Below are 13,841 nucleotides of genomic sequence, written 5' to 3'. Positions count from 1 at the left end.
CTACCTGAAGCAACACCGCTTATATACCCGCACACTTGGAATTATTTGAGTCTCTAAAAATGAGGGGATCTCTGAGGATCGGCGCGGGTCTCGTCGCCGTCGATCTCCTTGGCGGAAACGGTGAGCCCGAGGGAGAGCTGGTCGCTGCCCTCATGGTCCAGAGGCCCATTGAGGGAGACGGTGACATTGCCGTCGATATCACTGCCCTGTTGGCTGGCGGTCAGCTCGGCCTTCAGCACCTCGACCCGCTTGCCATTGCCATCCAGGTAATACCCCGTCAGCAGGCGATCACCGGTGAATTCGAAGGTCAAGGCGTGGCCGTCGCTGCTGATACCGCTGCCGTTGAGACGGGCCAGGGTTGCACTCTGATCCGCGAAGACGGCACTTGTTGCCACCAAGGGATCGGACTGATGGCCCACCACGAACTGGCTCTGTCCCACCACCGCCGCCGGATTGGTGAAATCATCCTCCGTGAGGCTGATGGGGGCGATGGTGAAGTCCGGCGGTGTGCTGTCCACCAGGTTGACGGTGAGATTGGCGCTCACCCGATCCCCGTCGCTGTCGCGGTACTCCAGGGCAAAGGGCAGGCTCAGGCTATCCTGGCCGTGATCCAGGCTCTGGTTCCAGACGATGCGATAGCTGCCGTCGTTGGCCAGGGTCAGGGTGAAGACGGTCACGCCCCCCGCACTGGCGGTGAGGGTCTGGCCGCTGACCTGGTAGGCGAGCGCCGTCCCGTGGCTGGTCAGGCCAAGCTGATTGAGGGCACCTTGATCGGCGGCAAAACTCACCTGCAGGTTGCCATCAAGCCCGGCACCGGTGTGCAGGGATCCGGTGGCACTCACCGGCCCCTTGGCAAGATCCGCCTCGGAGAGGGTCAGGGTATCGCTCTGACCGATGAGGGGAGCCCCGTCAATAACCCGGTTGCCCGCCAGATCCGTCACCTCGGCGCGTACCTCGTAGGGGCCCCGGATGCTGGAGAGATCCAGGCCTCTCAGTTGCCAGCGGCCGTCACTGCCCACCAGGGCACTGCCGCTGAAGAGGGTCTGGCCATTCTGGCCAACCAGGGTGATGGTCACCCGCTGCCCCGCCTCCACGTCCGTGGTACTGCCGCTCAGGGTGACCTTGTCATGGCCGAGGATGCTGTCGGTATCGAGATCGTCGATGTCGATGGCGGCACGGGTATCCACCGTCACCGTCAAGGTGTCGCTGGCCCGGTTGCCCGCGATGTCCACCGCATCGACGCGAAAATCATGGGGGCCATCGGCCAGGGTATCGGGGATCTGATATTGCCAGTTGCCGTTGCCATCCACGGTGAGCACGGCCATCACCTTGCCTTCCAGGGTCAGGGTAACGGTAGCGCCAGGCTCCCCCTTCCCTTGCAGCAGCGGTGTGGTGTCGCGGGTCAGATCATCGGTCTGGCTGGTGCCGGTGTCGCTCTCGTCCGCCAAATCCAGGGTAATGGTGGTGATGGTGTCGAGCAGGGTCTGGCCGGTGTCGCTGGCCCGGTTGCCGGCCGCATCCTGGGTATCGGCCTGGATGGTCAGGGGGCCGTCCACCAGCTTGCCGGTGACGTCGCCGAAGTTTGCCTCCCAGACGAAGCCGGGCAGCACCACTGTGGTGGTGGTCAGGCGGTTGCCATCCTGATCTATCAGGGTGACGGTGACGGTCTGGCCGACTTCCACATCCTCGACAAAGCCGCGGATGATGACGCCGGTCGCCTCGTCGGCATTGATGATGTTGTCATCGGTCTGGGGCTCTGTGATGGTGATGGCGGCCAGCAGATCCTGATCTTCGGCATAGAGCAGCTCGTCGCCCGGCTGACGCGCCTCATGGCCGGTGTCAAACCCCGCCTCGGCCAGAGTCGCATCATTGATACGATCCACCACCACGAAACCGCCGGCGCTGGAGCCAACCACGCCACTAGTGGTACCGGCCCCGGCGTTGCCCGCCGCCGTCTCTTCAAACAATTTGGTCGGGTCTGCCCCCTGGCGGATCGCCTCCTGGAGGCTCGCCAGCTCGGCATCGGCACCGGCGGGCAGTGCCGCCTCGGGCTGGGGAGGCTCGGGGCGTTCGCTGCCCGCCTCCGCCAGCTCCACCTGTCCGTCGGATTCGGTGAACAGGCGCATCCCGGGCTCCAGTTGCATGCCAAGGGTCGCACGGCGCAAAGAGCCGTCCGCATCCATCACAAACACAGCGCCCTCCACCTTGGCAATAAGAGTCGGTTTATCGATTCGCAGCTCGGCCATATATCCTCCAACGGGTAAACACAGACTTCCCAGCACATGAAGCGTAAAGGGAAAGTCTCCGTGACAGGCGGCTATTTTACCGTCAATCACCCCCTATAACCCTTCGTCATTTTCGAAAATATCGAAAGTAAATGCCGCCAACCGTCCTATTAAATTCAATAACACGCTACCAGGCCGCGAATATGCTGGAATAAAGCCCTTAATTTCTCTTTTATAAAAATAGATGGCTCTCTTGGCACCCATTTCTACGACAGCTTCTGTCACAGAGCCCCTTGACAGGGGCCATGGGGATGGAAAACCGAAGTATCGCCCCTCCTTTTTCAAGCCAAAAATTGAATTTAAATTCAATAAAATCGGTTCACTCTCTCCCGTCATACGCTGTATCTGCCCGCAGCCTCTTGCCCTGCTCCCCTCGCCAGCATGATGAACATCGTTTTTACCTATTTTCATCAAAAGAGAACGGGTGGAAATAACCCTCTGATGAGGTTCAATAATTCCACCTGGATCGCACTTCTGGCATCCCTCATCCCCCTCAATTGATCTAGCGCAACTCTCACGGGGATAAATGATTATCCATTTTACCCATTTGGTATTATCCCCCCGAGCAATTGCATAAACACCGATTTATATGCAGCCATAACAATGGATCGGCCTGCCATGCCCGTCGATGATGAGCACAGATGTCCACACCAAGATGGAACGGTCAGGCCCGACATGGACTTTTTATCTGGGAGTGATGACCGTGGGTTCATATGACAAGCTATTTCGACCAGGGCTGGCGGCCCTGCTGCTGACCGCCCTGCTGGGTACAGGCAGTCTGGCACAGGCAGACGACAGTGCCCCCAAGGGCAAGATCGAGGCGCGCAGCGAGCTGTTTGCCAAGGATCACGCCGATCAGTTCACCAGTTGGAAAGGCACCAGCGAGAGCCGCGAGCGCACCGACGCCCTGGCGGAAGATCCGCAGATGGTGGTGCTCTGGGCCGGCTACCCCTTCTCCAAGGATTACAACAAGCCGCGCGGCCACTTCTATGCCCTGACCGACGTGCGGGAAACCCTGCGCACCGGCGCCCCCAAGACTGCCGAAGACGGTCCGCTGCCCATGGCCTGCTGGAGCTGCAAAGGCCCGGACGTGGCCCGCGTCATCGACGAGAAGGGTGAGGATGGCTACTTCAAGGGGATGTGGGCAAAAGGCGGACCGGAAATCGTCAACACCATCGGCTGCGCCGACTGCCACGACACCGCCTCGAAAGAGTTCAAGGAGGGCAAGCCCGCCCTGCACCTCTCCCGTCCCTATGCCGACCGGGCAATGACCGCCATCGGCAAGCCGTTCAAGGAGCAGGGGCGCTTCGATCAGCAGTCCCAAGTATGCGGCCAGTGCCACGTGGAGTACTACTTCAGCGGCCCCACCAAGGCGGTGAAATTCCCCTGGGACAAGGGCACCAGCGTTGAGCAAATGGAAGCCTACTATGACGAGCTGGGCTTCGCCGACTGGACTCATGCCCTCTCCAAGACCCCCATGCTCAAAGCCCAGCACCCCGAGTACGAGACCTGGCGCGCCGGCATTCACGGCCAGAACAACGTCGCCTGCGTCGACTGCCACATGCCCAAGGTGCAGAACGAACAGGGCAAGGTCTACACCGATCACAAGGTAGGCAACCCCTTCGATCGCTTCGATCAGACCTGCCGCAACTGCCACACCCAGAGCAAGGAGATGCTGCAAGGGGTGGTCAAGCAGCGCAAGGACGCCGTCACCGAAATCAAGCTCAAAGTCGAGAAGCAGCTGGTGCACGCCCACTTTGAAGCCAAGGCCGCCTGGGATGCCGGCGCCACCGAGGCCGAGATGAAGGACATTTTGCAGGACATCCGTCACGCCCAATGGCGCTGGGACTTCTCCATCGCCTCCCACGGGGTGCAGATGCACGCCCCGGAAGTGGCGCTGCGCATGCTGGGAACCGCCCTGGACAAGACCGCCGACGCCCGCACCAAGCTGGCACGCCTGCTGGCCGCCAAGGGGATCAGCCACGAGATCGCCATTCCTGACATCTCCAGCAAGGAGAAGGCCCAGGCCGCTCTTGGCATGGACATGCAGCAGATGAACAGCGACAAGGCCCAGTTCCTCAAGACCACAGTCCCCGCCTGGGATGCCGAGGCCAAAGCGGCCGGACGGCTCGCACAATGACGAGGCATGCGGGCCCGCAGTGTCGGGCCCGCAGCCGGATGGAGGCTTCCTATGGGTGATTTAACAATGGATTTCTTACGACTGATGCTGATGGCAGCCATGCTGCTCACCAGCCTGCAGGGCCAGGCGGCCGATGCGGCAACCGCCCCGGCACCGACTACACATGAAGTGGAATTTCTGCGCAGTGCCGACAAGGCCTGCACCGACTGCCACAAGGAGCAGGTCGAAGGCATGCACGGCAAGCACGGCCAGGCGACCAACCCCAACAACCTGGCGCCGGTCACCTGCACCAACTGCCACGGTCAACCCTCCCCCCAACACCGGGAAGGGGTCAAGGACGTGATGCGCTTTAGCGACAGCTTCAAGGACAAACAGAGCACCGAGCGCTACCCCATCGCCGAGCAGAACGGGGTCTGCATGAGCTGTCACGAGCCCAAAGTGCTTCGCGAGGCGCTCTGGGCCCACGACGTGCACGCCACCAAGCTCACCTGCACCAGCTGCCACCAGCTGCACCCGGCCAAGGAGCCCATGGTGGCGATTCCGGAGAAGTCCCGCATCAAGCTCTGCGTCGACTGCCACAGCAAGCAGCATGAGGCCGTCAAGGCGGCCAAGGCGAACACCACCTCGGGCAAGGAGGCACCATGAGCTGCTCTCGCCGTCACTTCATGGCGGGGATGAGCGCGGGGGCCCTCATCATGATGACAGGGCCGACTCGCTCCCTTGCCACCCCCCTCGCCCACAGCCAGACCATCGACGGGGTACGCTTTGGCATGCTCCACGACGAGACGGCCTGTATCGGCTGTACCGCCTGCATGGATGCCTGCCGGGAGGTGAATCAGGTGCCAGAGGGGGTCTCGCGCCTCGAGATCATCCGCTCCGGCCCCATCGGCACCTTCCCCGATGCCGAGTACCACTTCTTTCGCAAGTCCTGCCAGCACTGCGACAACGCTCCCTGCGTACACGTCTGCCCCACCGGTGCCTCCCATATCCGCAAGGAGGATGGCATCGTCGACGTCAACCCGGATCTTTGCGTCGGCTGCATGTACTGTCTGGCTGCCTGCCCCTATCAGGTGCGCTTTATCAACCCTGTGACCAAGGTGGCCGACAAGTGCGACTTTTGCCGCAAGACCAACCTGGCGGCGGGCAAGGAGCCGGCCTGTGTGGAATCCTGCCCCACCAAGGCGCTGGTGTTCGGCAATCTGGATGACCCGGACAGCCCCATCGCCAAACGGCTGGTGAAGGAGACCACCTATCGCTACAAGCAGGCACTCGGCACCTCGCCCAAGATGTACCGCGTGCCCAAAGGGGAGATAAAGTCATGACGATGCAAGAGGCGTTTCACTTCCCTTCCCTCGTGTGGGGATTTGTCAGATCGCCATCTACCGCAGTAACAGAAGGAGGAATGGATCATGTTGCATGACGCATTTCACTTCTCCTCGCTGGTGTGGGACTGGCCGATCGCCATCTATCTCTTTCTGCTCGGCATCTCCGCCGGGGCCACCACCCTCTCGGTGCTGCTGCGCCGCAAGGGAGCCGGCAGCGAGAGCGGCATCATCAAGGCGACTGCCATTCTGGCGCCTCTGAGCGTCGTGTTGGGGCTGCTTATCCTCATCTTCCATCTGGCCCGCCCCTGGACCTTCTGGAAGCTGATGTTCCACTACCAGTTCGACTCCGTGATGTCGATGGGGGTCATGCTGTTTCAGGTCTACATGGCGGTGCTGTTCGCCTGGCTGGCGGTGGTGTTTCGGACCGAGATCGAGACCTTGCGCCGTCACCTGCTGCAAGAGAAGTTCGCCTTTGTGGATGGTCTGATTGGCTGGCTTGCCCGCATCGAGCGGCTGCTGGCGCCGCTCTTGCTGATGCTCGCCGTGCTCTTGGGGGCCTACACCGGCTTTCTGCTGTCGGCGCTCAAGACCTATCCGCTCTTGAACAACCCGGTGCTGCCGGTGCTGTTCCTCATCTCCGGCGTCAGCTCCGGCATCGCTTCCACCATCTTGCTGGCGGTCACCCTGTTCAAGGAGGACCATCACAGCCAGGGGGTGAGCTTTGTCCACCGCTTCGAGCGGCCGGTGCTGGCGGTGGAGGTGTTGCTGCTGGTCTGCTTCTTTACCGGCCTCTACTTCGGCGGCGGCCAGAAGGAGGCAGCCATGTGGGCCGCCATCGGCAGCGGCTTCTGGGCTCAGGTATTCTGGCTCGGGGTGGTGGGCATCGGTATGCTGCTGCCCCAGTTGCTGGCCCTGCTGGCCCCGGCGCCACTGCGGGCCAAAAACGGCTATCTGGTACTGGTCTGCAGCCTGACCCTGGTGGGGATCCTGCTGCTGCGCTACTTCGTGCTCTACGCCGGCCAGATGACGGTAGTTTAAAGGTATGATCACCAGCGCCAGCCACCCTCGGGTGACTGGCGCTGGTTTGTTGCTGGCCCAATGAATTTCTGGTGATGCCACACCCGTTGCTTGGCAATGTGTTCCCCCAAAGGGAGACGACGCGGCGTGTGTTGCATGACATGAATGACATCAAAGATTGATCCTGGAGGTTGTGTGCTGGCAGAGCTCGGCTATCTCTCACTGTTGCTGGCGACCGGGCTCGCCCTGCTGCAAGGGCTGCTGCCCTGGCTGGGATTGCGGCTCGCCTCACGCCCGCTGCTGGGCTGCGCAACACCGCTGGCCATCCTGGTCGCGCTCCTGCTCGGGGCAGCCCTGCTGCTGCTCGCCGGCTGTTTTGGCCAGGATGACTTCACCCTGGTCTATGTGGCCCAGCACGCCAACAGCGCCCTGCCCCTTGGCTTCAAGCTGGCGGCCGTGTGGGGCGGCCACGAGGGCTCCATGCTGTTCTTCGTCTTTGCGCTGGGGGTGTGGGGCGCTCTGGTAGCTCTTTGCTCCAGGCGGGTCGATCCGCTGATCCGCACCCGGGTATTGGCCATCATGGGGCTGATCGTCGGGCTGTTCGGCCTCTATACCCTGATCTTCTCCAGCCCGTTTGACCGCCAGTTCCCGGGACCGCTGGAGGGGCGCGATCTCAACCCCATGCTGCAGGATATCGGCCTCATCATCCACCCGCCCCTGCTCTATCTCGGTTACGTCGGTTTTGCGGTCAACTTCGCCTTCGCCATGGCGGCGCTGCACTCGGGTCGGCTCGATGGCGCCGTGGCCCACTGGAGCCGCCCCTGGGCGCTCGGCTCCTGGGTCTTTCTCACCGCCGGCATCGTGCTGGGTTCCTGGTGGGCCTATTACGAGCTCGGCTGGGGCGGCTGGTGGTTCTGGGATCCGGTAGAAAACGCCTCCCTCTTGCCCTGGCTGCTCGGCACTGCCCTGCTGCACGCCCTGGTGGTGTGCGAGAAGCGCGGGGCTTACGGCCACGCCGTGCTGCTGCTCTCCATCTTTACCTTTGCCTTAAGCCTGCTCGGCACCTTCGTGGTGCGCTCCGGGGTGCTCACCTCGGTACACGCCTTTGCGGTGGACCCCAGCCGCGGCCTCACCCTCTTGTTGCTGCTCGGCTTGCTATTGACCTGCGCCCTCACCCTGTTTGCCCTGCGGGCGGACATTCGCGCCCCCTATGCCCGCTTTGGCTTGCTCTCAAAAGAGGGGCTGCTCGGCGCCGCCATCCTGCTGCTTTGCGTGGCCTGTGCCAGCGTGCTGCTCGGCACCTTCTACCCCATGGTGTTCCAGTCGCTTCATCTGGGTTCGCTCTCGGTGGGCGCCCCCTATTTCAATACCATCTTCGTGCCGCTGGCCCTCTGCCTGATGGCGCTGATGACCCAACTGCCGCGCCTTCGCTGGCAGCATCTGGCAGCCCAGCGCCGCATCAAGGTGCTGCTCCCATGCCTGTTCGGCCTGCTGGGGGGCGCCTTGCTGAGCCTCGCCTATCCCGAGCCGCTGCGGGCAAGCTGGCTGGGGCTTGCGGCCAACGTGCTGAGCCTCTGGCTGATGGCCAGCCTGCTGCTCCCGCTCTTGCAACCGGTCGCCCTGCGCGAGCTCACCCTCAATCGGTTCGGCAGCCTGCTGGCCCACCTCGGGGTGGCGGTGTGCGCCCTCGGCATTGCGCAGGTGAGTCACCACAGTCAGGAGGGGGGCGCCGTACTCGCCGCAGGCCAGCCCTATCGGCTCGGCGCCTTCGAGTTTCGCTATGAGGGGAGCGAGCCCATCATCGGCCCCAACTACACCGCCGAGCGCATCACTCTCAGCGTGCATCAGGATGGTAAAGAGGTCGCCAGGCTGACCCCGGAGCGGCGCCACTACAGCGTGCGCACCATGAACATGAACGAACCCGGGATCAAATGGGGATTGCTCGGCGATCTCTACGTGGTGCTTGGCGAGAAGATGGGGCCCGGCGCCTATGCCATGCGGCTGCACTACAAGCCGCTGGTGCGCTGGATCTGGCTCGGCGGCCTGTTGATGATGGCGGGCGGCACCCTGCGTTTGCTGGGGCGCAAGCCATTGCTGGCAGCCCAACCGCAGACCTCTGCACATCAAGTCGCGGGCTTGCTCCCCAAGGAGGCACCATGAGAGCCCGTTTGCGCCTGTTCGTGCCACTCATGCTCAGTCTGGGGCTCGGTGCCCTGCTCTGGCTCGGCCTTGGCAACAACCCCTACAGCCAGGATGAGGCCGTCGCCGGGCGCACCCTGCCCGCGTGGCAGAGTGACGATCTGCTTGGTGGCCCCCCCATCCACACCGCGGCGCTCAAGGGGGAGCCCTTCGTGCTCAACGTCTGGGCCAGCTGGTGCCCCAACTGCCGCGCCGAGCATCCGCTGCTGGGTGAGCTGGCCAGCGCCGTGCCCCTCTATGGCCTCAGCTACCGGGACAAGGGGGATGCCGCCCGCGCCTGGCTCACCGAGGCGGGCAATCCCTATCGCGCCGTGCTGGCCGACCCCGACGGTCGACTCGCGTTGGAGCTCGGCGTCTATGGCACGCCGGAGACCTATCTCTTTGCCGGCGACGGCACCCTGCTGACCCGCCATACCGGCCTGCTCACCCGGGAAATCTGGCAACGCCAGTTTGCCCCCCTGCTTGCAAAGGCCCGCAGCAACACCGCCAGCCAGCCCGAAGTGGAAAGAGAAGTAGAGAGACAAGTGCGGGAGAGCAAGCCATGAGCCGTCTCGGCCACGCCCTGATCGCGCCGCTCTTGCTGGCCTTGAGCCTCGGGGCCCTTGCCAGCGGGGTCGACACCTATGAGTTTCGCCACCCCGAGCGGCAGACCCGTGCTCAGGAATTGGCCCGCGCCCTGCGCTGCCCCCAGTGCCAGAACCAGAACCTGGTGGAGTCCAACTCCCCCATCGCCCGGGATCTGCGGCTTGAGGTCTACCGCTGGGTGGACGAGGGACAGTCTGATGAGCAGGTGATCGCCCGCATGACGGAGCGCTTCGGCGACTTCGTGCGCTACGATCCCCCCTTCAAGCGCAGCACGGCGCTGCTGTGGGGCGGCCCCGCCCTCTTGCTGTTGTTGGCGCTCAATCGCCTGCGCAGGAGCCTGCATCGCCGGCAACCGGCGCAGGTGCCGCTTGTCGGCGACAGAGCCGAGGGGGCGCTCGCCCACGACCCCAGGGCCGAGCTGAACCGGCTGATCATGGCCGAGCAGCAGGCGGGGCTTGCCCCCCACAGCCGCCTCTACCGGGAGCTGGAGCTGGCCCGCCTCGCCAACGCCACCCCACTTGCCGAACAGGCCCTGCGCGAGCGGCTGGCCAAGGACCGCACCGCCCGTCCGCTGCCCTGGCTGCGCTCCTGGATGCTGCTTGGGGGCCTGCTGCTGGCGCTGATGGCCGGTATTTATGCCGGCACCGGCCGCTATCAGGCGTGGCAGGCGTATCAGTCGCGCCCCGATCCGCTGGCGGGATTGAGCACGCGGGATCTGCAGGACAAGGAGCTGGGCGCCCTGCACCAGCGTCTGCAAGCCAACCCCGCCGATCTCGACGGCTGGGCGGCGCTCGGCCAGCTCTATCTCTATCGAAACGAGTACGCCAATGCCCTGCTCGCCTACCAGCGCCTCGCCCTGCAAGAAGGGGGCGCCAGCGCGGCGACCCAGGCCGCCCAGGCCACCGTGCTCTACTACCAGGCGGGCCAGCAGCTCACCCCGGAGGCGCAGCACCTGTTGGGTAGCGCGCTCAAGCAGGACAAGGGTGAGGTGAGCGCCCTGATGCTGCTCGCCTCCGATCACTTCCTGCACGGCCGCTACTCCCAGGCCATTGCGCTGTGGCAGCAACTGCTCGATGAAGAGCGACCCCGTATCAACCGGACCGCGTTGATCCAGGCCATTCAGACCGCGCGGATGATGGGAGGATGACGCAGGGCAAAACGGCGATAATGCAGCGGACCATCTTCCCTGCCGGGCACCGTTTTTATCGCCATGGTCGCCATTAACGACCCCTTCATCATTCCAAGACGCCGAAAGGTGCGAAAGGAGTCGTCATCCCGCCCCTCGCCAGCATATAGTGCGCCCCCGTAGTGGCGTGTCTGGCATGGCCTGGCAGGCCTCTATGACTCCCTTTATCGGGCCCAATAGCCCCGATGCGGGGGATTTCAAGGTGCGCCAACCCATAAAATGGAAATATCCGGCCACCAGACGTTGTGAAGCGTCAATTACCGTCATATAACTTAGCCAAATGTCCCTGTGAGTCGTAGTAGAGTCAAATCATGAACCTTCGTCCTTTTCTTCCCTTGCTGCTCGGCGCCTTCCTCCTTCCCGCCAGCATGGAAAGCGCCCATGCCAACCCGTTTTCTGCGACCTCTTCTTCCACCAACAGCCTGCTCGAACCCCGCAGCAACCTGCCGCTGAGATCCGATGCCTACGTGGTCGTCAACCCGAAAACCGGCGAGACACTGGCAGAGCGCAACGCCAACCGGGTGATGTCCATCGCCTCCATCACCAAGCTGATGACAGCGCTGGTGGTACTGGATGGCAATCAGCGCCTCAACGAGACCCTCACCGTCACCATGGATGACGTGGACAGACTCAAGGGCACGGGGTCGCGCCTCGCGGTGGGCTCGCGCCTGAGCCGCGCCGACATGCTGCACATCGCACTGATGTCCTCTGAAAACCGCGCCGCCTCCGCCTTGGGACGGCACTACCCGGGTGGCCGCAAAGCCTTTATCGAGGCAATGAATGCCAAGGCCCGCATGCTCGGCATGTGGAGCACCCATTTCGCCGACAGCACCGGGCTCAACCCCCGCAACGTCTCCACCGCACACGATCTCGCCAAACTGGCTGCTGCCGCATCCACCTACCCGCTGATCCGCCAGTACACCGCCTCCGAGCAGCGTCTGGTACGCAACGGCAAGCGCCAGTTGCACTACCTCAACTCCAACCGCCTGGTACGGGAAGGAAGCTGGCCCATTCTGGTCTCCAAGACCGGTTATATCCGCGAGGCGGGGCGCTGCCTGGTGATGGGAACCCGGGTCAACAACGAGCCCGTGGTCATGGTGCTGCTCCACGCCAACACCACGGATGAACGGGTCGCCGATGCCAGAAAGATCAAGAGCTGGCTGGAAACCTCGGGCCGCATGACCCTGACGGCGCAGTCCACTCCCCAGCCCAGGCTCTTCAGCAGCCAGTAACGGCTACGAGAACAAGGGCCCCCGAACCGGCAGGTGCGGGGGCCTTTTTCATGAGTGGCAATCACCCCCTGCTGTCTCTTTCTGCTCCCCCGGTGATCCCGACCGTATGGTGCTTCGTTAAGGAGGCAGAGAGAAACCAAGGGCATCAACAGGGCCGCCACATGCACCTCAAACCCCATCTACCCGAGAAGATCTGTCCCGTCTGCCTTCGTCCTTTTGCCTGGCGGCGCAAGTGGGCCCGCTGCTGGCAGGAAGTGCGCTATTGCAGCGAACGCTGCCGTCGTCGGAAGGAGCACCCCTGATGGAGCTGCGCCTCATTCTCGGAGATCAACTGAACGCAGGTCACAGCTGGTTTCGCACGCAGGATCCCGCTGTCTGCTACCTGATGGCGGAGCTGCGCCAGGAGACGGACTACTGCCGCCACCATCGCCAGAAGGTGCTCGCCTTCTTTGCCGCCATGCGCGCCTTCGCCGCCGCTCTCACCAAGGCGGGCCACCGGGTCTGCTACCTGACTCTCGATGAGAGCGCCACCTGGCCCGATTTGCCGAGCTTGCTGGCGGCCCAGCTCGAAGCGCATCAGGCCGAGCGCTTCGCCTGGCAGAGCCCGGACGAGTGGCGCCTTGCAAGCCAGCTGACCCAGTGGGCCTCAGGCCTTGCCATCCCGACCGCTGAGGTGGACAGCGAACATTTTCTCACCCCCCGCGATGGCTGGCGACGCTACCCCCACAGCCGGATGGAGTTCTTCTACCGCGCCCTGCGAAAGCAGTACCGGGTATTGCTCGATGAGCGCGGCCAGCCCCTTGGGGGGCGCTGGAACTTCGATGCCGAGAATCGCGCCAAATTGCCGGCGACCCGACCCATCCCGGCGCCCCTCACCTTTGCCAACGAGGTGAGCGACATCGATGCCATGCTGACCCGCCACGGCGTCGCCACCATTGGCAGTGCCGATGCCGACGCCCTGCCCTGGCCCGTCACCCGGCGCCAGAGCCGCGCACTGCTTGAACACTTCCTTGCACACTGCCTGCCCCACTTCGGCCGCTATCAGGACGCCCTGAGCGAGCGGGGCTGGAGCCTGTTCCACAGCCGCCTGTCGTTTTCCATGAACAGCAAGATGCTCCATCCCCTCGAGGTGATCCGCGCTGCGCAAGCTCACTGGCAGGCCAATCAGGCCACCATTTCCCTAGCGCAGGTGGAGGGGTTCATCCGCCAGATCCTCGGCTGGCGCGAGTTTGTCCGCGCCCTCTACTGGGAAAAGATGCCCGAGTATCGGCGCACCAACTTTCTCGGGGCCGAGCGACCCCTGCCCGGTTTTTTCTGGAATGGAGAAACCAGCATGGCCTGCGTGCGCCACGCCCTTCGACAGTCTCTGGAGCACGCCTATGCCCACCATATCCAGCGGCTGATGGTGACCGGCAACTTCGCCCTGCTGGCGGGGATCCACCCTGACGAGGTGGATGCCTGGTATCTGGGCATCTATGTGGACGCCATCGAGTGGGTGGAGCTGCCCAACACCCGCGGCATGAGCCAGTTTGCCGATGGCGGCCTGATGGGCAGCAAGCCCTACGCCAGCAGCGGCGCCTATCTCGAGCGGATGGGCCACTACTGCAAGGGGTGTCACTATCAGGTGAAGGCCCGCAGCGGGCCGGAAAGCTGCCCCTTCAACAGCCTCTATTGGCACTTTCTCTGGCGCAACCGGGACAAACTTGGCAACAACCCTCGCCTCGCCCTGCCCTATGCCAACTGGGATGGCCAAACCACAGAACAGCAGCAAGCCATCCTGACGACGGCAGAGCATCATCTGCTCCACCTGGAACGGCTCTGAATCGACCGGATTTCATGCCAGAAAGTGAGCAAATGACAACATTGAGAGCC

The 13,841-nt window shown here is 63.3% G+C and carries 12 protein-coding genes; 10 read left to right on the top strand and 2 right to left on the bottom strand.

Annotation, left to right across the window (positions count from 1 at the left end; translation table 11 throughout):
• Nucleotides 1-53 precede the first annotated feature (53 nt).
• Complete coding sequence (locus OKC41_RS19215; RefSeq protein WP_270672282.1) at nt 54-2,246, bottom strand: retention module-containing protein; 2,193 nt, start codon at nt 2,244-2,246, stop codon at nt 54-56.
• 93 nt (nt 2,247-2,339) lie between these two features.
• Nucleotides 2,340-2,696 (bottom strand): hypothetical protein, encoded by a 357-nt coding sequence (locus OKC41_RS19210; RefSeq protein ID WP_270672281.1) that lies wholly within the window; start codon nt 2,694-2,696, stop codon nt 2,340-2,342.
• Between the two features lie 286 nt (nt 2,697-2,982).
• Here OKC41_RS19210 and nrfA point away from each other — a divergent pair, with 286 nt between their 5' ends.
• The 10 genes from nrfA to OKC41_RS19160 all read left to right on the top strand — a co-directional run bounded on the left by nrfA (nt 2,983) and on the right by OKC41_RS19160 (nt 13,791).
• A complete protein-coding gene (gene nrfA, locus OKC41_RS19205) occupies nt 2,983-4,425 on the top strand; it encodes an ammonia-forming nitrite reductase cytochrome c552 subunit (protein ID WP_201893801.1) in 1,443 nt (480 codons plus the stop codon).
• Nucleotides 4,426-4,476: 51 nt separating this feature from the next.
• The gene (nrfB, locus tag OKC41_RS19200; protein WP_201893800.1) at nt 4,477-5,070 is read left to right on the top strand and encodes a cytochrome c nitrite reductase pentaheme subunit; all 594 of its coding nucleotides are present in this window, start codon (nt 4,477-4,479) and stop codon (nt 5,068-5,070) included.
• On the top strand, nt 5,067-5,747 hold the full coding sequence (locus OKC41_RS19195; protein WP_039041283.1) for a 4Fe-4S dicluster domain-containing protein: 681 nt from the start codon (nt 5,067-5,069) through the stop codon (nt 5,745-5,747). Before nrfB ends, OKC41_RS19195 begins: the two co-directional genes overlap by 4 nt.
• Before the next feature lie 87 nt (nt 5,748-5,834).
• On the top strand, nt 5,835-6,788 hold the full coding sequence (gene nrfD, locus OKC41_RS19190) for a cytochrome c nitrite reductase subunit NrfD (protein WP_201893799.1): 954 nt from the start codon (nt 5,835-5,837) through the stop codon (nt 6,786-6,788).
• Nucleotides 6,789-6,962: 174 nt separating this feature from the next.
• The gene (gene nrfE / locus OKC41_RS19185; RefSeq protein WP_201893798.1) at nt 6,963-8,927 is read left to right on the top strand and encodes a heme lyase NrfEFG subunit NrfE; all 1,965 of its coding nucleotides are present in this window, start codon (nt 6,963-6,965) and stop codon (nt 8,925-8,927) included.
• Nucleotides 8,924-9,511: a DsbE family thiol:disulfide interchange protein gene (locus OKC41_RS19180; protein WP_201893797.1), complete on the top strand. Its 588-nt coding sequence runs from the start codon at nt 8,924-8,926 to the stop codon at nt 9,509-9,511. The genes nrfE and OKC41_RS19180 overlap by 4 nt, the downstream gene beginning before the upstream one ends.
• Complete coding sequence (gene nrfF / locus OKC41_RS19175) at nt 9,508-10,698, top strand: heme lyase NrfEFG subunit NrfF (protein WP_201893796.1); 1,191 nt, start codon at nt 9,508-9,510, stop codon at nt 10,696-10,698. Before OKC41_RS19180 ends, nrfF begins: the two co-directional genes overlap by 4 nt.
• Nucleotides 10,699-11,048: 350 nt before the next feature.
• Complete coding sequence (locus tag OKC41_RS19170; protein ID WP_029314613.1) at nt 11,049-11,969, top strand: serine hydrolase; 921 nt, start codon at nt 11,049-11,051, stop codon at nt 11,967-11,969.
• A 161-nt stretch (nt 11,970-12,130) separates the two neighbouring features.
• Nucleotides 12,131-12,271: a DUF2256 domain-containing protein gene (locus OKC41_RS19165; protein ID WP_080768040.1), complete on the top strand. Its 141-nt coding sequence runs from the start codon at nt 12,131-12,133 to the stop codon at nt 12,269-12,271.
• On the top strand, nt 12,271-13,791 hold the full coding sequence (locus tag OKC41_RS19160; protein WP_201893794.1) for a cryptochrome/photolyase family protein: 1,521 nt from the start codon (nt 12,271-12,273) through the stop codon (nt 13,789-13,791). Before OKC41_RS19165 ends, OKC41_RS19160 begins: the two co-directional genes overlap by 1 nt.
• Nucleotides 13,792-13,841 lie beyond the last annotated feature (50 nt).

Source organism: Aeromonas sp. QDB17, assembly GCF_027705305.1.
Lineage (GTDB): Bacteria > Pseudomonadota > Gammaproteobacteria > Enterobacterales > Aeromonadaceae > Aeromonas > Aeromonas caviae.
Note: the sequence above shows the minus strand (reverse complement) of the source record. Positions and strands in the feature narration are given on the sequence as shown.